We start from the raw sequence: 19,101 nt of genomic DNA on the forward strand, positions 1-19,101 counted from the left end.
TTTTTTTCCCCAATTTTTACTCACCCCCCTCCCACCAAACACACCATCACTTAGTTAAAATCTCGGGGTTTTTTTTTGTAAACTATTTATTTTACGCCACCAAAAAACCGCCGGATTTTCAATCTCCTCATAATAGAAGGTACGGGCCTTGATGATTTTCTACTTGCTGGTCAAATTCAACAAGGTATGATTGAATTTTTTCAAAAGCTGCCCGAATGCTTCGCAGTCTTCAGCAGACCAATCTTTGAGCAGTTCCCCCATATCAGCCAAACGTTTTTGCTTATAGTTCATAAGTTCTTTCATTCCCAGTTCCGTGATCTGAAGTGAATACGCCCTTTTATCCAAAGGGTCCGGCATACGATAGACATATCCTTTTTTCTCCAGGGCTGCTGCTTGTCTGCTTACGGTGGAAATATCCAACTGGAACTCCTCCGCCAAAGCTTTGACACCGGCTGGACCCTGAGAAGTAATTTGTCCAAGCAACAGATGGGCGGACCGTTCAATGGTTCCGGGCTTTTTATATTTAGCTGCCGATCCAAGACTGCGGTGAAGGACGGCTAATTCAGATAGAATGGTCTCCAGCCAATTTTCATTCATTTCAGTATTGCCTCCTTACTGCCGTTGCCGAATTTATAACACGACTTATTCTATCATAACCACAAGATTTTAAAAAACGAGGAAAATCTCATTAAAAATCAGGAATTGATCATCAGACAACTTAGTTGTATAATACAATTACATAGTTTCATCATACAACTATATTAAAAAGCGTACAAGCAAAGGTTAGGAGGGTAATTATGCAGGCTCAGGAAATTATGATAAGTGATGTTTATACCGTTAAAGAAAGCGATACAGTCGGTGCAGTCATTGCTAAGTTCATTACTCACAGGATCAGCGGTGTTCCGATAATCAACACTAAAAGTAAAATTGTTGGTTACATAAGCGACGGGGATATCATGCGCTATATCGGCACCCATGAACATCGAATCTTTGATTCACTCTACTACTTTACCGTAATTAAGGATGATGAGGAGTTCCCAGAAAGAATAAAACTCCTGCTTGATTTAAAGGTACTTAAGATTGCTCAGAGTAAGGTCATTAAAGTTTCCTGGGACGAAGAAGTTGAAAACATCGCTACTATTCTGGGGAAAAAGAAAATTAAGAAACTGCCTGTTGAGCGAAATGGAGTATTAGTTGGCATCATCAGCCGTGGGGATGTGATCCGCCACTGTTTCAAGGATCTTCTGCAGGGCTTTGACCATTAGGGACGCAGGCCAGCCTCAAACTATCATTACATATAAAAGGAAACACCCGATTAACCAGTTAGAAAGAGCAAGGAGTTATAAGAATGAAACGAAAAATAGTGCTGTATATCATTTTAGCCTTAATGGTTGTTGCCGGAGGAGGTATTGGTTACTACTACTGGTATGAAGGGTTCCATTACGTGTCTACTGAAGACGCCCGTATTGACGGGGATACTTACCGGGTTATGCCGCGCATATCAGGAAAGCTCCTCAGCCTTCAGATAAAACAGGGTGATACGGTAGTCGCTGACCAGATTGTCGGTCAGCAGGATACGAACAATCTGGCCACAGGCTTGTTGGATAACGCCAGCCTCCGAGCTCCCATCACGGGAACCGTAACCAAAACCCTGGCCAGAGAAGGGGAAGTTCTTTCCCCCGGCCAGCCTATCGCTTTAGTGGTGGATAAAAGCAACCTATACATTTCCGCTAACATTGAGGAAACTTATATCAGCCGCCTGCAAAACGGAGAAACAGCGGAATTTACCGTGGATAGTTTTCCTGGACATACCCTGACAGGAAAAATAATCGAAATCGGTGAAGGGACGGTTTCCAGCTTTTCCTTGATGCCTTCTCTCAGCAGCAGCGGCAACTTCACCAAGGTAACCCAGCGGATTCCCATCAAACTATCCATTGATGACCAACAGGGGCTTTCATTATCTCCCGGTATGAACGTCGTCTTAAAAATCCAAGCGAAAGGGTAACCAGGTGAAAGAAACATGAGCAAAGGCATGATCAACAGACTATTAGCAATTACCCTCTTATCTTCAACATTGGCTTTAATAGTGACCGGCTGCGCTGCAAAGACTACATCTTCCGGCAATCCGGCACCGACAGCCATACCGGTAAAAGTAATGAAAGTCGGCAGTACCACCAATGATGCCAATTTAAGCGGCAAGATTATTGTGGACCAACAAGCGAAAGTTTTCTCCAAGGTGGCTGGCAAGGTGACCGGGGTAAACGTAAAGGAAGGCACCATTGTCAAAAAAGGCGACTTGCTTGTTCAGTTGGATACGTTTGATAGTGGGAATAAAGTGATCCAAACCCAAAGCTCGTTGGAAACTTTAAAACAAACCATTGTTCAGACTAAAATTGCCCTTGACTACACCCAAACCAATTACGATCGAACCAAAGCCCTGGCGGAAGCCGGAGTCGTTCCGCAAAGTGATTTTGATGCTGTCAACACTCAGCTGAAGACAGCTGAAGCAGCCTACGAGCAAGCAAAGGCCGGATTGCCCGGAGCCGAGGCTTCTTTGGCCCTGGCCCAAAGTGCCGTACAGGATGCGTCCATCTATTCTCCCCTGGACGGCACCGTAACCGAAAAGCTGATTAATCCGGGGGAAATGGCCTCTCCCGGGGTCTCAATGCTGACGATCGTTAACATGCAGGAAGTTCTGCTGCAGGTAAGCGTTCCTCAAGATAAAGTTTTTCAGGTCAAGCCGGGGACTCCTGTAGAAGTATTTGTAGACGGGATAGACCAGAAATTTAACGGAACAATCGACTTGATCAGCCCTGTATCCGATTCAACCAACAATACCTTCCCTGTAAAAATAAGGATAGACAATACTTCAGCTGTATTACGGGTTGGCATGATTGCCAGGATCTCCCTGGATTCCATGAACGGGAAAATCTCAGAACTGCCTAAGTCCTCTATTATAGAGCAAGACCAGAAATATTATGTTTACAAGGTAGATAAAGATGTGGCTCGTCTCGTCCAGGTGGAATTAAAGGAAAAAGACTCTAACTGGAATTACGTCATAAACGGAGTTGCCAATAATGATGAGATTGTCATTAATCCAGGCTCCCAATTGACCGACGGGGTTAAAGTCCAGATTAATTAGGAGGGACGACAGAATGTGGTTAGCCTTGTGCGCGGTCATATTGGGAACCTTTGTAACGGTTCTCAATAATAGCTTGATTAATGTGGCCATTCCCGAAATGACCAATGTGTTTGGATCTACCACTGATACGATGCAGTGGGTATTAACGGGATATTCCTTGGCTGCCGCAATTGTCATACCGCTCAGTGGTTTTCTGGGTGACCGGTTTGGGACTAAGAAACTATTCATCATCTCCTTAGCCGGCTTTACCTTAACTTCGGTATTATGCGGTTTGGCCTGGAGTGATATCAGCCTGATTGCCTTTCGGGTCCTGCAGGGCATATCAGGGGGGGTACTTTCCCCTTTAAGCATGACGATCATTTACGGGATTGTTCCTAAAAACAAAATCGGCACAGCCTTGGGCATATGGGGAATCGCGGCTATGGCAGCCCCGGCAGTTGGACCTACCGTCAGTGGCTATTTAATTGATTTCTTTAGCTGGCGCTGGCTGTTTTTTATCAGTGTTCCCTTTGGGATTTTTGCCGTTACGGCAGGGATATTCCTGCTTAAAGAATCACCGCTGAAGCAAGCCAGCTTTGACCTGGGGGGAGCGGTATTATCCGTTATTTTCTTTTCGACCCTGCTTCTGGCTTTAGGTCAGGGAAATAAAGAAGGCTGGACATCCTTATATATCGTAGGCCTATTGTTTGTTTCCTTCTTTAGCCTGCTGCTGCTGATCTGGGTGGAAGCCGGAGCGGAAGACCCTCTCCTCGATTTACAATTATTTAAAAATCCGGTTTTTACCTTAAGTGTGATCTGCGGCGGTTTGGTCATGGCAGGGTTAATGGGAGGGTCTTTTCTTGTCCCCCTCTATTTACAAAATGTGCAGGGGTTAACTCCCATTGACACGGGGATTATTATGATACCTCAAGGTGTCTTAATGGCCTTAATGATGCCCCTCAGCGGCAGGCTATTTGATAAGCTAGGGGTAGTCCCTGTGGCTATAGCCGGTTTGCTTTTAATGAGTACGACGACCTATGAGCTGCAGCACCTGGCTATTAATACACCCATTCCCTGGCTGACTGTGCTTCTGGCCCTGCGGGGAATGGGAATTGGGCTATGTATGATGCCAATTACCACCGCCGGAATGAATTCGATTCCCAAAGAACTTATCGGACGGGGATCCTCCTTATCCAATGTCTTGCGTCAGGTTGCGGGGACTATGTCCATTGCCATATTTACCACGATCATGACTAATCGCCAGATTTTTCATGTCAGGAACATCGCGGACAGTATTCCTTCCGATTCCTATCTGGCGACACAATTTCTTAGTCAGATTTCATCAGCACTTGCCCAAATGGGTACAGATGCTGCCACGGCAACCGGTGGTGCCAGTGCTGTTTTAGTCGGTATTATTCAAAAAGAAGCCTTAAACTCTGCTATTGCGGATACTTTTCTGATTTCCGCCATACCTTTGTTTGTCTGTATTCCCTGTGTTTTTTTGTTTATCAAGAGAAGAACAGCTAAGACGAAGCAGAAAATGGTTCCCGCGAAGGAAGCGGCTCTTTAAGCGGATGGTTTGAAGCGGGTTCATAATTCTTTATCTTAACTTTTGCGGGTTTTCAAGCCGCATGTTCTTCGTCATAAAAGAGAGAGGCTGCTCCCGGGCTTGTACCAAGAATCTTACGCGCGTAAGATTCTTGGTACAAGCCCGGACGGGTTAACCCTCCTTGTCGACCCTATTTACGACCCTCTCCAGGCTTAATCCTTCGACTGAAAACCGACTGCCGGCAGTTCTTCTTTTCAGCATAATGGGGCTTTTTCACCAAAATTCATATTATTTACTGCTATGAATGCTGTATTGTTTTAACTGTTTTAGTAGATGATTAAAAGCGATGTAACCATTATCACCCTGAAATAATTCAAACGAACAAACATAATCATTGTATCGATTAAAGGTATTTAAATAAACTCTGTTATTAGAATTATCAGCTTTTTTCAATATAAAATTTAAGATATCTATAGAAATATTAATTTCACTTAAAACTATCTCTTTTTCTATAGATATTGCTTGAGCTATGATTATCTTATTGTCTTTTGTATAAATGGTATTTGTTTTGAGCCCATTATTTCTAAGTTCTTTTATAATTTCAGCTGAAAATCTAATATTTAAATGTAAATCTTGATGTTCCTTGTAACACTCTATTTCGACATCCTTTTGAATTTCCTTTTTAAATATTAATCCTAGCTCTTCATCTAGTGCCGTTTGCGCTTTTATTTTAAATATTTCTTCAATAACACCAAAAAATAACTTAAAATTATTTTTTGAAAATGAATTAAATGGAACTACTTCATTCAGTATATTATCTGCAAACTCATTTTTTGACAATGTATAGGCTTTTTTTAATTTACCTTCTTTGATCAAATTCTTTAGTTCATCTTTATTGGCAATTTCTAAACCCCGATAATTTATATATACTTCATCGTCTATAATTAAATTGGGCATATCTTCTTTTGCTTTTAATGAGTAAATTTTATTTCCTGTTTTTTCATCATCTTTATTAAAGTTAAATTCATTGCTTAGATATAGTCGCTTATCATTTTTATCTTTTATTTTTATTTCATCGTCAGTATAATAGTTTTCTATACTAATTGCAGGGGTGTTTTGTCTAAATTTCGGTAATGGTAATATCACAACATAAACATTATTCCCTAAATATTGATAACTCTGTTCAGTTTTATAAAGTTTATTGATATTTTCCTTATCAGAGTCAAATACAAAAATACGAAGTTTTTCATTATAAAAAAGAGCATTGTATTGACAAATAGTATTTAAAGTATCTGCCCCACCTATTTTTTTATTTTTAAGCCTATCATTACTATCAGCTAAACTTCCATCATATTCTAAAAACTTAAACTCTAAATCATTATACAAACCGTCTGAATTGAATTTTTTAAAAGCTGCCTTTAAATGTTTCCAATCAGTCTTACCTTCCGTAATAATCAGATTCTGATTCATATTTAATAAATCGTGAATAAGCCTCTCTTTATTGGGTACAAAAGACTTAATACAAATATGTGTCATTATCTTTTCATTCTTTAATACTAACAACACTTCATCTTCCGTATTACTTTTTTCTGTTTGAACAATTTCATCAATCGAAATAATAAGACGATCTTCATCTTCAATTCCATATACAAATAATAGTCGGGAATATGAATCTTCATTTACATATGCTATCTTAAACTTATTATAATTAACAACATAATCCTGTAGGGAATAATTATCGACCTTATTTACAATTAGTTTTACATAAATCCATTTCCTTTCAAATTGCTTTATTATTTTAATGGCGTCTTCTTTTGAAGTTTTAACCAGTCTTATGTCTGATTGCAAACTATTGTATTCCATTTCAACCTCCATTTCGCCGTTACCTCTGGGTGACACAAATAGATAAGAAAAACAGTGAGCGTTTTCATGTTAAGACTATTTTAGGAAAAGATCACTACAAAGCACGGTAAGGTGAGTCGTAGACTGTCCTTCTTGACTTAAATCAGTATTTTAACCAGGTTTAAGAAACATATTATAAGCACAAATTAAGTGGTTCTATAAAACCGCACACTAATCATTTTTTAGCCAATCGTTTAAAATGTTGATGATTAATTCAATACCTCCCCCCTACACTGAAAGCCTAACGATAATATGTTAAGATAGGAAAATGAATAATCGGAAATAAAAGTTTATTGCTTCTCAATGATCCTTTCATTATTAATTGCTCTGAAAAATGTTACTTTCAGAAGAAGTCTATATCTAAAATTATAAACCTCTTTTTTATAACTTTTAAACTTACCTCGTTTGAAAAATTGGCCAGATGGATAACCTAGATTAGTCAAACCTCAAAACAGCCGATTTTTCAATCGACTCATTTAAGCTACTGGTGATTTCGGAAACCCTGCCAAATATCATTGGCCTGAGAACCTCCGTTATAGTGACGCCGTCGAAAGCCGCCCTTTCCAGTTCATCCAATCCTATAGGCATGGATACTCCTGTCCTTTTCTGGCGTTGCTAATCCCGCTGATGTAAATCTTATTGTTGCACTTGGCCTTTCTCTCAGTGTTTAGGGAGGAACTGGGTGGTTAAAAATAGCCAGTTGAATTTTTAAAGCTTTTAGTAAATCTTCAACTCTTTATGTAAATCATGCATCATCTTCCCAAGCGGCTTAGTTCTCATACAATCTTTCGTAATCTCGGAACCAAAAATAATCTTTTTGATTTCTAAATCAGTCAGATTAACTGGAGCAAGCACCCTTTTCAACTCTTCTCTCTGTGTACTATTGTACATTTGTTCCTTTTCTATTAATTCTAAAACCTCAATGCCATGGATTTGATAAGCTTCATCAATTCTCATTCCATTTATATTATTTGCCAAATTCCCCTTGTTGTTTATTATAATCTTTATGTCTTTTAAAGTGCTGCCACTGTAAGAAAAAGAAATATCTTTCTCCCAATCTATGCTGTTATCAAAAGGTGAAGTAAATGACAATGATTGAGTATTTTTAACTCTGTTGCAGTTACCGCAAACAGGAACGAGATTATATAAACATACTGCAAACACAGGAAATTCTGACTTACTGAAAAAATGGTCTAATTGTGCACCAGAAACATTCTCTGCCCTGGAATTAATATAATCTCTATTGCAGTAAGGACAAACGGTAAGCCCAGTGTTTTTTACTATTCGGACACGCATAGATGTACCCTTTTCCTCTGATTTTGCAACTGATTTGTAAGCGTCGTGAATAGTCTTGTACACTATTTTAAAAGAAGGAGACTTCTTTTTCGTTTTGCGAAAACATTCATTTTTCATGGTACTAATCGTATTTTTAGTTATATATACCTCTGCTTTTTTCAATTTTTCAAATGGGGCAAGGATTAATGACTTGAAAAATTCATCTTTACTGCCCGCAAAAAAGTCATTGGGCAAAAATTTTTTACAACTATTAACAATTTTCTTCTGAGTTTTACTGTCTATTATTTTGTCAACTACTTTCCAATACTCCTTTTCAAAATCCACTGAATAAGAATCGAGTTGAATCATACTTTCACCTTGACCTTTAACTCCTCAAGCTCACGCTCAATTGCATACTTTTGTTCTAATAATGCTTCATATTTAGATTTTATACCCAGCTTTGACTTGCTGAGCATATCTAATAACTTTTCTCTATAGACTGGTTCACCTATTTTTTCAATTAAACAGCGTATTTTTTTATAATATTCCGCAAGTTCTATTGGTTCGCCAAAGTAGCTAGTCAGTTCTTCTCCAACGTTAACGTCATTTTCTTCATGCAGCCATTTCATAATTTTCTCAATCATTTCCCGGCTGTAGTCACCTATGGTATAAGACATAAAGAAATTGTCTATAAGGAGTTTATGAATATTTTGACCAAAGGTGCGGTCAAAGCTTTTCTCCTCCTTTGAAAGGTAAGTAATGTCCTCGCTGAGTATATCGGAAATAATAAACGGGGAATTAGTTGTAATGACCACTTGAAGTTTCGATTCTGTCTTAGTATTATGAAAACTATCAACGAGCGTTTTAATATAACTGCGCTGCCACTCCGGATGATAATAAAGTTCACCTTCGTCAATAAATATGAGCGCTGTTTCCCCTTCTATAAGTACTTCATCATGACTAAATACTTTTTTCTCGATTATAGATTCAAAATCCTTAATATATATCTGATAACCTTCTAGAAACCAATATAGTTTAGCAAGGAATGAAAACTTAGCATATTGCCCCGACGAAAAATACTCTAACTTGGCATCAGTCGATGTGAGAAACAGCTTTAGTGTCCGTCCACCCCCACCTATCATATCTGAAAGTGAATGCGCCGCCGTAATCGGTAATTCTTCTATATCTAATAAAGCACTTTTGAGAGTAAACTCCTTATCCGCTGGCATATCAAAATAATATTCCAGTTTTTCAGGAGTCAAATAGCTTAAAAATGCCAATTGGTAACATAAATCTTTGTTGACTACTGGAATGCCGCTATCTTTTTGTCTAGCCGCCTCTATTGCCTTTCGTTTTTGTATAAAACTTGCGGCTTCTGAATAGTCCGCCTGCCTAAAATTGCGAAGAGAATTTGCCAGATCATTTTCTGAGCTCTTATTCCTTGATGTCATATTCTCATCAATATAGAGATAGTCTTGATTAACACTGAGCATATTTGAAAAATAAACAATCTTACTCAGTTCATTGACACTTTTGTAAGCACTGCGGTTAAATGGTTTTGCTATTGAATCAGTTACACCTTCTATATTAGTCAAATAATACGGCTGACTACCTAAGTGAAAGACCACGAAAAATTCACAGCCTTTATCCAAAAGGCCATATGCTTCATAAGCCTCTTCTCTGACATAACCATTTTCACAAGGAACATCATATTCTCCAATCAAGCGAAGGAGTTTAAAGAATGTACCTCTTAAAAAGTCCACCGTACTGGTTTTACCCGTACCGTTCATGCCCACTATACATGATAGCGAGTGAACCTTATTCCCGTAAAAATACGGAATAGGCGATATTATATCAGATATCCTAAGTTCATTTATAGTTTCGTCATAAGTGAATTTATGGTCAAAATTGATCAATTGCTCACTCATCCCTCTATAATTGCTAAGATAAAGCAGAGAGAACGTCAAATGATTATAAATAATCTCACGGCTGCTTTCATCAAATACAAAATCATATAGCTCCTGTTCAAATTCTTTGGATTGATAGTTGTCTAACATCCAATCTGTGTACTTAAAATCATATTTTTTCCCACTTGATGACTTATAAGTGTGCTTAATCCAAATCTCTTTTTTATCAGCATTAAAGCTAATGTTAATAACGACTTTTTCATCTATGACAAAATAGCGCTCTGCTGAACAGCCATTCGTCCAGTAAGCATAAACCTTATCTGTCATAGATTGTTTAATTAGCCCAATATTTTCAGCTGACAGATTAATTTTCGAATTAAGATACTGAGGAACAAACTCTGAGTCATGCTCACTATATTTTTCATAAAGGCTGTTATTCATATAATTCGCCAGAAGCAGGCTGTCTAAGCAACTGAATTTATATATTAGTTTTTCCTTATACTCTAAGATTGAATTATTAATGATCGTGAAAATTTGATGTCTATAGACTTTTTCATTAATAATCCTATACAGCTCATATTTTTGTAGTAATTTATCTATAATTTCTTTTGGCAAGTTGCCAATATATTTACTGATTAAATCAATACCTTTATAGGCAAAGCCATCATCACTCGATGTTCCTGCGTTGGTAATATGCCGAAAAACCGCATTAGTAATGTCATCTGTATTTCCAGATAAATTAACATCTTTAGGATAAAATTGACAAAGAAGCTTTATTGCTTCTTCGTTATCCGAAAACTTCCCATAAAAGTTTTGAAAAAACTTAACCAATCCTAAATAAAGCGGCGTTTTAAAAGATTCATCTTCAAGAATTTCCTGATAATCTTTTGTGTTTTCAACAAATCCACGCTCAAAAGTACTATAAAAACCATAGGCAACATGTCTTTGCCCCAGCAGACTTCTATAAGTATCATACTCTTTAAGTCTGTTATGACTTAAAACCATTGCCATGACCAGCTGTACTGCAAAATGCCTGACATTGTTTTCATAGGTGTCCGTCACATATGCCTTAGAAGACTCTTCTTTTATAGCATTTTCCTCTAACTCAAAGACCTTATTAAGTGTTGATAAGAGTTGTTCTGTATCCTTAGAGTCAGTTTTTTCTAATAGCTTAAGTCCTTTTGGAACATAATTTTTAAAATTATCTATTGTCATCAAAATGTCTCTTAGCCAATCTTGCTTCAAAATAAAACCCCTCCTATTTAACGAATTATTATTAGAACTAAATTATCCCTGATTTTCAATCTGTGAAAATTAGGGATAATTTTTAGACTTTAAAGTAACGAGACTTGGTTCCTATTTTGTTGATTTTAAATTATAGATAGGGGTAAATTACTTTGGCCAATTATTCACAGATACATTTTAAAAAGAAACTCTTCTATAGTATTCCAAAATGATATTATTGAATCGAAACGGCGGAACAAATAACCTATAAACCACTTTCTATATCTTTAATTAAATCCTCTAGTGTCTTTATTCTAACTTGCTTTTTTAATTCACATTCCCATATAACTAAAACCCTCCAGCCTTGTTTCTGAAGTCCTTTAATATTTTGGGGGACAAACCACTGTTTCTCTTTCAAATACCAGACACAAAGACAAATAGATTTGGGTGGAATCTACGTGCAAATGAAGCTCACTCAAATTGGTAAAATGGATCAGGATCGAGCAACAGAACTTATTAGAAATATATCTCGTTCTTCAAACAGCCAAAATAAGGTCAGCGATGCTGACTTTTTTGCAACACATCCATTTCATGTGCGTATGGAGCAATTCTCGAGAAGAATTTTTGCGCAGGCTGAGGGGGCGCAATATGAACAAAATGGTTCTGTGAACGTGCCCGCGGACAATATTTTCAGGCGAAAATGCGTTTAACCCCGGCTAAAAAGAAACAATTTGTTTTACAAAATCCAAAGCGTCCCTTTCCCGAACTTCAGCTCTCACTCAGCGATAAGGTTTCTTATTTTCTGTCAGCCCGACCAAATAGTCAATGCTGGTTTTATAAAACTGGGCGAGTTTAATCATGATATTCAGCGGAACATCACGCTCTCCTCGCTCATATTTAGAGTACAAAGATTGATCACACATCAGGTATTGTGCAACTTGCTGCTGGGTTAGATCATGATCTTCTCGAACATCACGTATTTTTAAGCGCATTATCATCACCAAAGCAAGTATATCTTAGGACGCATAGTCCTATTGACATATTGGACTATTTGTCCTGAAATTATTCAACAAACCCTTGATGTTGGAGGAGATGTTTTGTTCACCATCGGCATTTGCGATGACAGACCGTTGTCCCGTCGCTTATTGGAGGCCCTAATTCATCTATATGAAGAAGAAAATGATGTTGTATTTAATATTTACGAATTCAGCAGCGGCGAGGAGCTTCTCGAAGAAATTGAAATGCAGGGATTGGTTTTTGACCTCCTCTTTCTTGATAACAGCATGAAAAAGCTAACCGGTCTTGAGACTGCCAGACAAATACGCCAATCTAAGTCCATGTCAGCCAGCAGTATAGTATTTGTGACATCCGCAGAGGATCACGATCAATTCATGCAGGTCAAACCTTTACAAATCGTATGCAAACCCTGTACCCAGGAACACATTGAAGCTATCTTAGAGAAGGTTCTGGCTAAGCCGTAAATCAGCTCAAATAATGCTTTTTCATAATTCTTAACAACAAAAAATAATTAACAACTCCCCCCTCTCTACTTCCCCTTTCTTTCCTCCATCGTCTAATCAAAAACCCATTCAGCATCTTCGCATACTCTCCATGCACCTGGTCATCAACCTTTGCCAGCAAATCCATCTCATAACTCAGTTCCTTGAACGCTTTTTCCAAACTCACGAAGAAAAAAGCGATTTTAGACGTGAGCAGCTTGATCTGGGCAGCGGCCAGCTCATTACTCACCCTTTGGTAGCTCTTTAAATTCGAATTTTCCGCTAGCTTCTTATTTTTCATGGTCTTTTTCTCAACATCCATTCCCCATACTTGATGACCCTGCTATGAATTCCCTTATCGCCAGCGATATATCCTTAACACCCAGCAATGCCCTGACGAGAATACGGGATATCAAGGTCATTGATACGACAACAAATGGTCTTTATGACCCTCCCCAGGCTTAACTGTTCAAAGGGAAAAGGAAACTGCCGACAGCGTCATAGCTGCCGGCAGTCCTCTTCACTATAAAGATTTTTTTCTAAATCAACCTGCTACACTACCTATCTGTGGAACCACCCTTAGTGCCTATGTAGTGGTTTTTGCGCTCAACCTCTCGGACCTTAATGACCACAGCGTCAAGTTCGGGGCTCCCACGGATAAGAAATCGTTATACCAAGGGAAGAATGACATTTTCATTTTCTGCCATTTAGCCTATCAGTCTCAAGGAATACCCTTAAGTTTTTGGGGGAAAGATTAACATATCTTTAATTAAATGTGAGGGACGTATTGTGGAACTTAACTTTCAGAGAAATCTAAGCGCTTTAGACAGAGGAATACGTGTTGTTATTAGCTTGGTTTTATTCGGTTTAGCCGCTATGGGATTTTTCAAAGGATGGATAGCAACCGCAGCTAGTATCTTGGGTCTCTTCAACCTACTAGAAGCTGCTATTGGTTACTGAATTGTTTATGACATCATGGGTTGGTCAACCCGCGAAAATATTGAGCTGCATTAATCTTCGTTTATCATCACAAAGGGGTTGTTTATATGTCCGGTAAGCTTAAGATTGAAATCCTTGATGATAAGAATGTGCTGGAAATCTTTGAATCGGAACCCGGTAAACTAACCTTTGTGATGTATCCCGATGATCCCAAGGACGAAACAATTCTTGAGGTTAACGTCGATACTGCTGAATTTTCATCGCTTCTTAAACGCCTTCTTGATATCAGCTGAAAAATCCAGAACGACGTTGTCCCTATCGACCTCGCTGCAACCGGATTGATCCAAATAACTTCTTCCCGTTTCTGACCGCCATCACAGCGAGCAAGTTTGGTTTCCGATAGCTAAGCTATTTATCTCGATGTCTTATTTCCTTCTCATGTGATGCCCCAGTTCTTTTTGCAGTCTGACCACCAAGGCATCAACTTTGCGGTTCTGTGTCATAACTGCTTCATCCTGTATAATCGGAATTCCATTATTTATGGCTTCCTCAACAAGCCTGTGCAGTTTTTCCTTTTCTCTTTTCAGCCTTTCATCCAGAGATATTTTCCCCATGCTGAAATCTCCTTTTGCCCCGCACATTAATTTATTTAAGCATTAACAGTATAAATCATCTCTATTTTATTTTCAACGGTATTCCGGTAATCATTTGTTATGCACATTGTTATCTTAGATTTAACGGAATAACGGTTAGAGGTGATCAAATGAATATTTCCCAAGCAGTAGTCAAACGTATTAAAATGCTGTGCAAAGAACATAAGCTGACAGTCAATGCCCTTTGCAATGCTTCCGGCGTAACTCAGTCAACTGTGAATGATATCGTGAACGGCATAACTTACAATGCGGGAATTGTAACTATCAAGAAGCTGTGCGACGGATTCGGAATCAGTGTACAGGAATTTTTTGATTCTGATTTATTTTCTGATCTAGAGCAAGAAATTAAATAACTTATCCCAAGAATCTTACGCGCGTAAGATTCATTTTGCTAAAGTTTACAAATACAAAATGGTGTTACAAATTGCATCTGAATGATAACGAAAAGAATCGAATTCCCAGGCCCTCGGTTTGGGAATTCGATTCTTCCTATCCTCGTCAACTCAGTGTGGTCATGGGGTAATTTCCATGGTACCTTGCTTTGACCGCAATCGGTGCTTCTGTCATAATAGGAGTTGTCTCCATTCTTTTTTCAATATAAGATTTATTCTAAAATAAAGGGCTGCAGCCTTGATAAAATGCTAAAGGTGTGGATTACGAAGACAAAAACCAAGGTCCTAATCATACTAACGGTTGCCATTTTGTCCATAATGGCATTAATAATTCCCAGATACTCAAGCCCTTCGGAATTCCACCCAACTAATCAACCAATGGTTGCTTTCCAAGAAGCTCAAAAATCTGGGAAACTGACTTTTTTAGAATTTTATGCCAAATGGTGACCCAGCTGTAGGAGCATGGAGCCCGTGGTGCTGGCTCTAGAGAAAGAATACCGAGATAAGGTCAACTTCATTGTTGCTGATATCGACGACCCTCAAGGACAGGCTCTTGCCCGACTCTTCTTGAGTAAGCCCTTTTTCTTTACGATACCTACATATATTTTGGGCCAAATCGACTCTCATCTTTTCACGCTCCTTTATGCCCCTATTTTATTGTTTAGGGAAGAGCGTTTCAATAACTTAATATTTGATATTCTTACAAACTCAACTTTAGGTTGAAAACCCAAAATCCATTTAAGCCTCACTTTTAGGTAAAGCCTTTGGCCAGATAGGCACGAACAGGCTAGAAATTATTTAATTAGCTTTCATCAACTTATATTTTACGACAAAAGACGGCTTCTGGCACTGCCAGTCGCCGTCTTTTATTATTTTCGGGCTGTCTTACTGCGACAGCCCCTTTGTCTTTCCGCCTGTACATACAGCATTCAGTTTAATTAATTATCTAATCAATTATGTTTTACCCCATTTATATAACATGACACCTCAATGTCAGCGCTTAATTTCATGATGTTAAACACAGTACAATACTGCTCTACAAGCTTTATCCCTTTGACCACTTTAGATTCCAAGCCTTCATTCACTTCGATAGGATAGTTTAAAGCAATTACTGAACTTTTTAAAGTGATTAGTTTATCGAGAGCTAGTAGTTAATCCCTTGCGCTTTCGATTAGTCTTAGTTTTTCAGTGTCCCGAGCTGGAGATGAACCGAAGAAGCGGGAATACTCCCGGTTAAACTGTGAGGGACTCTGATAGCCGACTTGATATGCGGCGCCGGCTACTGCATAGCCCTCAAAGGCAATGAGGTTTCTAGCCTCCAAAAGCCTTAATTGCTTTTGAAATTGAATGGGGCTTAAGCCCGTTGCCCGTTTAAACTGACGGTGAAAAGTATTCATAGCCATACCAGATTTTGATGCCATCTCACCGATGTCAACTGGCCTCGTATAGTTATCGCGAAGCCATTTTACAGTCTGAGAAATCCTAGAGAAATTACTTTCTCGCAAGCCAAGCTGCCTCAGATACCATCCATGGGGTCCCATCAGAACGCGATAAAGGATTTCCCGTTCATAAGCTGGTGCAAGAGCTGGAATATCTCTTAATGTTTTCGTTAATCGCAATAAGCGCAGCCATGCCTCCATAAATTCAATGTCTATCTCACAAGCTCCGAAAAAATGTTCAGAAGCAGTTGGTATGAGATCTTCAGGAAGATCTCTTAATAAACTCTGAAGAACCTTCTGATTCAACTCAAGACCGAGGGACATGTAAGGACGACCATCACAGTCTGGATGTACACTCGCCGTTGCGGGAACATGTACCGGTAACACGTAATATGAAGGTCCTTCCATAGTAGTGCTGCACTCCCCAATTGCAAGAATCTTTGTTCCTTGAACTGTAAAGCCAATCATCGGCTTGTAGAGCGCTGCAAGTTGATGGGTGGGAATGTCTCCCTTAATCATGCTTAGCCCTGGTACTCCGGTTTCCATCGGTCGAGTGCCTGCTCTTTTCATCAGATCGATAATTTCATCTAAAACATTATTCATACCCATATTCTATCACACCATTTGCTATTTCCCAACACAATCCTGAAACCTTGCGGCATTTTTAGGCTATTTTTATATAAACATATAGGATAGTACAGGCATTTCAAAATCAATATTGGTGGTTTTAGGCAATCAAAGGGCACCATTGGATCTAGGTTATTTCAGCAGAAACGACTAAAATAGAATCCAGATCGGACAACAAAAAGGAGGATCTTATGAAAATTGCAATCGTAACAGGTGGAAGTAATGGCATTGGAAAAGCGACCGCCCTTGAGCTTGGCAAGCGCGGAATTAGCGTCATTCTCACCTACAATTCCTATAAGGATAGAGCAGAAGCTGTCGTTAAGGAGATTGAGACGAATAAAGGAGTTCGGGCTGCAGCACTGAAGTTGGATCTGACTCAAATATCAACATTCGAAGGTTTCGTTCTAGAAGTGAAAAAGAACCTCAAAGAAATTTGGAACAGAACAACTTTTGACTACTTAGTCAATAATGGCGGTGTTGGTGGGCCAATGATGTTCACTGAGATGAGCGAAGAGTACTTCGACAAGATTCTTAATACGAACTTCAAAGGACCCGTTTTTTTAACACAACACCTCGTCCGATTCATGGATGATGGTGGAGCCATCGTTAATACCACGAGCACATCCAAAAATCAATCATTTCCAGGGTACTCCGCCTACGGCTCGCTAAAAGCAGCATTCTCATCTTGGACTCGCTACGTCGCCAAGGAACTTGCCCCTCGTAAAATTCGGGTCAACGCAGTTTCTCCCGGTCCTACCCTCAGCAATTTTGGCGATGGAGTATTCGATAAACATCCTGAATTCATCAAGCCGCTGGCTGAGCAATCTGTGTTTGGCAGAATCGGCCAACCCGAAGATCTTGCCAAGGTCATTGTGAACCTATTGTCCAATGATTTCGGCTGGGTTACAGCCCAGGACATTGAAGTGTCTGGCGGACATTTGCTTTAAGAATGCGAGAAAAAATTCGGCGGTTTTGAGGGGACTAATCTAGATTAGTCAGACCTCAAAACCGCCGAATTTTCAATCTCCTCATATATAGAAGGTACGGACCTTTAATGTCAGATGATAAGAAATCAATTCGTAACCGGTATTATATTTATAGGCATCATCCTGATGATAGTTCAATATACTCGGCAGGGAATGTAAATTTTCCCTATAATTTCAACTATTAAGCGATTCCTGCACTGGAACGACTGACGGTTTCTTCTTAAACACTCCTTTAAGATCATCCAACAGTGTATATACCACAGGTACAATTACCAGGGTTAAAACCGTCGATACGATTAACCCGCCTATGATGGTATAAGCCATAGGTGCCCGCGATTCCGCTCCCGCACCTGTTGAGAGCGCTGAGGGAAGCATACCAAAAATCATCGCTAAAGACGTCATAATTATTGGTCTAAGTCGCGTGGAGCCGGCCTGAAGTATCGCTGCACTTCGCTCTACTCCCTCTACCCGTTTTTGCTTTGTGAAGTCAATTAATAAAATCGCATTTTTGGTGACTAGCCCCATGAGCATAATTATTCCGATAAATGCCATCATGCTTAAGTTGCTGCCTGAAAGAAATAGGGCCAGTAGTGCTCCACTGATAGCGAAGGGCAAGGAAAACAAAATCGCCAATGGATCAAGGAAACTTTCAAACTGAGCAGCCAAAATCAAGAAGAGAAATAAAATTCCCATTAAAAATGCCGTGATTAAGCTGGCGATGCTTTCTGTCAGCCTTTCCTGATCTCCAGAGACAGCTTGACTTACCCCAGCCGGCATCATCGTGTCACTTTTCAATTTGTCATTAAACAACGTATCAAAGGAACCGCTGGCAACTCCGACGATATTGGCAGTCACTTGGATTTCTCTGGCCTTGTCATATCTGTTTATAGTACTTGAACCTGTGCTGAAGACTTGCTTTGTGACCATATCAAGAGGAACCATCTCACCATTTGTCCCCGGAACATAAATTCCTTTCAAACTGTCAAAATCCCTTCTCTGATTATCTTGCAGCAATACTTTAACGTCGTAGCGATCTTTTTCTGTTTCATACTGGGTTACGATAGACCCATTAAAAAGCGTTGCCAAGGTATTAGCAACAACCACCGGACTCACACCTAGATCAGCCGCCCGATCGCGATCTACGTCAAGTTTTGCTTCCGGCTTTCCAGCCTTGTAATTCATACTTACGTCAACCGCTCCCGGCATTTGTTTTAAGACTTTCTCGGCTTGCAATGAATAGTCTAAAAGCTGGTTAAAGTCATTGCCTTTGAAGTGATACTGAGCGTCCTTTCCTGACGTAATACCTGAGCCTGTAGTCAGCGCAATAATAATTCCAGAAACTTGCTGCAAATCCTTACGCACTTTATTGCCAAATTCACTTAAGGATTCATTTCTGTCTTTTTTATCCGGCAATTTTACGCTTATGTTAATCTTATTAGGTGTAACCGTGGAGTATAGATACTTCACTTCAGGATACTTATTAATGATACTTTCCATCTTTTTAGTGGTCTTAGTAGCACTATCCAGGGTTGTCCCTCCATCGAGCTCCACTTCTATGGTGATTGACATACTCGGTCTTTTTGTCTTC

Annotated in this window: 18 protein-coding genes and 3 pseudogenes; 12 read left to right on the top strand and 9 right to left on the bottom strand. The window is 39.3% G+C overall.

The genetic code is table 11. From position 1 onward, the window contains the following. Positions 1 to 159 precede the first annotated feature (159 nt). Complete coding sequence (locus tag M8E35_RS21370) at positions 160 to 597, bottom strand: MarR family winged helix-turn-helix transcriptional regulator (RefSeq protein WP_092330869.1); 438 nt, start codon at positions 595 to 597, stop codon at positions 160 to 162. Positions 598 to 797: 200 nt separating this feature from the next. On the opposite strand from M8E35_RS21370, the gene M8E35_RS21375 reads away from it, so the two are divergent. The 4 genes from M8E35_RS21375 to M8E35_RS21390 all read left to right on the top strand — a co-directional run bounded on the left by M8E35_RS21375 (position 798) and on the right by M8E35_RS21390 (position 4,691). Then, on the top strand, positions 798 to 1,265 hold the full coding sequence (locus tag M8E35_RS21375) for a CBS domain-containing protein (RefSeq protein ID WP_252472286.1): 468 nt from the start codon (positions 798 to 800) through the stop codon (positions 1,263 to 1,265). An 83-nt stretch (positions 1,266 to 1,348) separates the two neighbouring features. Next, positions 1,349 to 2,005, top strand: a complete 657-nt coding sequence (locus tag M8E35_RS21380; RefSeq protein ID WP_252472288.1) for an HlyD family efflux transporter periplasmic adaptor subunit — start codon at positions 1,349 to 1,351, stop codon at positions 2,003 to 2,005. A gap of 15 nt (positions 2,006 to 2,020) precedes the next feature. Continuing rightward, positions 2,021 to 3,142: an efflux RND transporter periplasmic adaptor subunit gene (locus M8E35_RS21385; RefSeq protein WP_252472290.1), complete on the top strand. Its 1,122-nt coding sequence runs from the start codon at positions 2,021 to 2,023 to the stop codon at positions 3,140 to 3,142. A 13-nt stretch (positions 3,143 to 3,155) separates the two neighbouring features. Then, positions 3,156 to 4,691, top strand: coding sequence for a DHA2 family efflux MFS transporter permease subunit (locus tag M8E35_RS21390; RefSeq protein ID WP_252472292.1), 1,536 nt, complete (start codon positions 3,156 to 3,158; stop codon positions 4,689 to 4,691). Positions 4,692 to 4,958: 267 nt separating this feature from the next. On the opposite strand, the gene M8E35_RS21395 is transcribed toward M8E35_RS21390, so the two are convergent. From M8E35_RS21395 to M8E35_RS21405, 3 genes are all read right to left on the bottom strand, one after another. After that, positions 4,959 to 6,545 (bottom strand): hypothetical protein, encoded by a 1,587-nt coding sequence (locus tag M8E35_RS21395; protein ID WP_252472294.1) that lies wholly within the window; start codon positions 6,543 to 6,545, stop codon positions 4,959 to 4,961. Positions 6,546 to 7,289: 744 nt separating this feature from the next. Continuing rightward, a complete protein-coding gene (locus tag M8E35_RS21400; RefSeq protein WP_252472296.1) occupies positions 7,290 to 8,216 on the bottom strand; it encodes a hypothetical protein in 927 nt (308 codons plus the stop codon). Next, positions 8,213 to 10,999: an ATP-binding protein gene (locus M8E35_RS21405; protein ID WP_252472298.1), complete on the bottom strand. Its 2,787-nt coding sequence runs from the start codon at positions 10,997 to 10,999 to the stop codon at positions 8,213 to 8,215. The genes M8E35_RS21400 and M8E35_RS21405 overlap by 4 nt, the downstream gene beginning before the upstream one ends. Before the next feature lie 362 nt (positions 11,000 to 11,361). Between M8E35_RS21405 and M8E35_RS27035 the strand changes: the two are divergent. Further along, positions 11,362 to 11,580: pseudogene (locus M8E35_RS27035) on the top strand (AIPR family protein); the annotation flags it as partial. Positions 11,581 to 11,757: 177 nt separating this feature from the next. On the opposite strand, the gene M8E35_RS21415 reads toward M8E35_RS27035, so the two are convergent. Beyond that, positions 11,758 to 11,970, bottom strand: coding sequence for a helix-turn-helix domain-containing protein (locus M8E35_RS21415; RefSeq protein ID WP_176786079.1), 213 nt, complete (start codon positions 11,968 to 11,970; stop codon positions 11,758 to 11,760). 105 nt (positions 11,971 to 12,075) lie between these two features. Here M8E35_RS21415 and M8E35_RS21420 point away from each other — a divergent pair, with 105 nt between their 5' ends. After that, positions 12,076 to 12,459 (top strand): LytR/AlgR family response regulator transcription factor, encoded by a 384-nt coding sequence (locus M8E35_RS21420; RefSeq protein ID WP_252472409.1) that lies wholly within the window; start codon positions 12,076 to 12,078, stop codon positions 12,457 to 12,459. A 1-nt stretch (position 12,460) separates the two neighbouring features. Here M8E35_RS21420 and M8E35_RS21425 read toward each other — a convergent pair whose 3' ends face one another. Beyond that, entirely contained in the window at positions 12,461 to 12,778 is a 318-nt protein-coding gene (locus M8E35_RS21425; protein WP_373887472.1) for a hypothetical protein, read from the bottom strand. A gap of 44 nt (positions 12,779 to 12,822) precedes the next feature. Here M8E35_RS21425 and M8E35_RS21430 point away from each other — a divergent pair. From M8E35_RS21430 to M8E35_RS21440, 3 genes and pseudogenes are all read left to right on the top strand, one after another. Further along, positions 12,823 to 12,942, top strand: a pseudogene (locus M8E35_RS21430) (DUF2922 domain-containing protein); the annotation flags it as partial. Between the two features lie 324 nt (positions 12,943 to 13,266). After that, positions 13,267 to 13,437 (top strand): YgaP-like transmembrane domain, encoded by a 171-nt coding sequence (locus M8E35_RS21435; protein ID WP_252472300.1) that lies wholly within the window; start codon positions 13,267 to 13,269, stop codon positions 13,435 to 13,437. A gap of 86 nt (positions 13,438 to 13,523) precedes the next feature. Then, on the top strand, positions 13,524 to 13,709 hold the full coding sequence (locus M8E35_RS21440) for a hypothetical protein (protein ID WP_073031014.1): 186 nt from the start codon (positions 13,524 to 13,526) through the stop codon (positions 13,707 to 13,709). 132 nt (positions 13,710 to 13,841) lie between these two features. Here the strand turns inward: M8E35_RS21440 and M8E35_RS21445 are convergent, their stop codons facing one another. Next, a complete protein-coding gene (locus M8E35_RS21445) occupies positions 13,842 to 14,030 on the bottom strand; it encodes a hypothetical protein (protein ID WP_252472302.1) in 189 nt (62 codons plus the stop codon). A 149-nt stretch (positions 14,031 to 14,179) separates the two neighbouring features. Between M8E35_RS21445 and M8E35_RS21450 the strand changes: the two genes are divergently transcribed. Continuing rightward, on the top strand, positions 14,180 to 14,422 hold the full coding sequence (locus M8E35_RS21450) for a helix-turn-helix transcriptional regulator (RefSeq protein WP_252472304.1): 243 nt from the start codon (positions 14,180 to 14,182) through the stop codon (positions 14,420 to 14,422). A gap of 285 nt (positions 14,423 to 14,707) precedes the next feature. Continuing rightward, a pseudogene (locus M8E35_RS21455) lies at positions 14,708 to 15,028 on the top strand (thioredoxin domain-containing protein); the annotation flags it as partial. A gap of 584 nt (positions 15,029 to 15,612) precedes the next feature. Here M8E35_RS21455 and M8E35_RS21460 read toward each other — a convergent pair. After that, complete coding sequence (locus M8E35_RS21460; RefSeq protein ID WP_252472306.1) at positions 15,613 to 16,509, bottom strand: AraC family transcriptional regulator; 897 nt, start codon at positions 16,507 to 16,509, stop codon at positions 15,613 to 15,615. Between the two features lie 209 nt (positions 16,510 to 16,718). Here M8E35_RS21460 and M8E35_RS21465 point away from each other — a divergent pair, with 209 nt between their 5' ends. Further along, entirely contained in the window at positions 16,719 to 17,474 is a 756-nt protein-coding gene (locus tag M8E35_RS21465; RefSeq protein ID WP_252472308.1) for an SDR family NAD(P)-dependent oxidoreductase, read from the top strand. A 213-nt stretch (positions 17,475 to 17,687) separates the two neighbouring features. Here M8E35_RS21465 and M8E35_RS21470 read toward each other — a convergent pair whose 3' ends face one another. Then, positions 17,688 to 19,082, bottom strand: a complete 1,395-nt coding sequence (locus M8E35_RS21470) for an efflux RND transporter permease subunit (protein ID WP_252472309.1) — start codon at positions 19,080 to 19,082, stop codon at positions 17,688 to 17,690. Between the last annotated feature and the right edge of the window lie 19 nt (positions 19,083 to 19,101).

Source organism: Desulfosporosinus nitroreducens (genome assembly GCF_023897015.1).
GTDB classification, from domain to species: Bacteria; Bacillota; Desulfitobacteriia; order Desulfitobacteriales; family Desulfitobacteriaceae; genus Desulfosporosinus; species Desulfosporosinus nitroreducens.

What these genes read in the sequence shown, in the direction of transcription:
- M8E35_RS21370 (WP_092330869.1), bottom strand. Translation starts at nt 597, where the DNA reads ATGAATGAAAATTGGCTGGAGACCATTCTATCTGAATTAGCCGTCCTT.
- M8E35_RS21375 (WP_252472286.1), top strand. Translation starts at nt 798, where the DNA reads ATGCAGGCTCAGGAAATTATGATAAGTGATGTTTATACCGTTAAAGAA.
- M8E35_RS21380 (WP_252472288.1), top strand. Translation starts at nt 1,349, where the DNA reads ATGAAACGAAAAATAGTGCTGTATATCATTTTAGCCTTAATGGTTGTT.
- M8E35_RS21385 (WP_252472290.1), top strand. Translation starts at nt 2,021, where the DNA reads ATGAGCAAAGGCATGATCAACAGACTATTAGCAATTACCCTCTTATCT.
- M8E35_RS21390 (WP_252472292.1), top strand. Translation starts at nt 3,156, where the DNA reads ATGTGGTTAGCCTTGTGCGCGGTCATATTGGGAACCTTTGTAACGGTT.
- M8E35_RS21395 (WP_252472294.1), bottom strand. Translation starts at nt 6,545, where the DNA reads ATGGAGGTTGAAATGGAATACAATAGTTTGCAATCAGACATAAGACTG.
- M8E35_RS21400 (WP_252472296.1), bottom strand. Translation starts at nt 8,216, where the DNA reads ATGATTCAACTCGATTCTTATTCAGTGGATTTTGAAAAGGAGTATTGG.
- M8E35_RS21415 (WP_176786079.1), bottom strand. Translation starts at nt 11,970, where the DNA reads ATGCGCTTAAAAATACGTGATGTTCGAGAAGATCATGATCTAACCCAG.
- M8E35_RS21425 (WP_373887472.1), bottom strand. Translation starts at nt 12,778, where the DNA reads ATGAAAAATAAGAAGCTAGCGGAAAATTCGAATTTAAAGAGCTACCAA.
- M8E35_RS21440 (WP_073031014.1), top strand. Translation starts at nt 13,524, where the DNA reads ATGTCCGGTAAGCTTAAGATTGAAATCCTTGATGATAAGAATGTGCTG.
- M8E35_RS21445 (WP_252472302.1), bottom strand. Translation starts at nt 14,030, where the DNA reads ATGGGGAAAATATCTCTGGATGAAAGGCTGAAAAGAGAAAAGGAAAAA.
- M8E35_RS21450 (WP_252472304.1), top strand. Translation starts at nt 14,180, where the DNA reads ATGAATATTTCCCAAGCAGTAGTCAAACGTATTAAAATGCTGTGCAAA.
- M8E35_RS21460 (WP_252472306.1), bottom strand. Translation starts at nt 16,509, where the DNA reads ATGGGTATGAATAATGTTTTAGATGAAATTATCGATCTGATGAAAAGA.
- M8E35_RS21465 (WP_252472308.1), top strand. Translation starts at nt 16,719, where the DNA reads ATGAAAATTGCAATCGTAACAGGTGGAAGTAATGGCATTGGAAAAGCG.
- M8E35_RS21470 (WP_252472309.1), bottom strand. Translation starts at nt 19,082, where the DNA reads ATGTCAATCACCATAGAAGTGGAGCTCGATGGAGGGACAACCCTGGAT.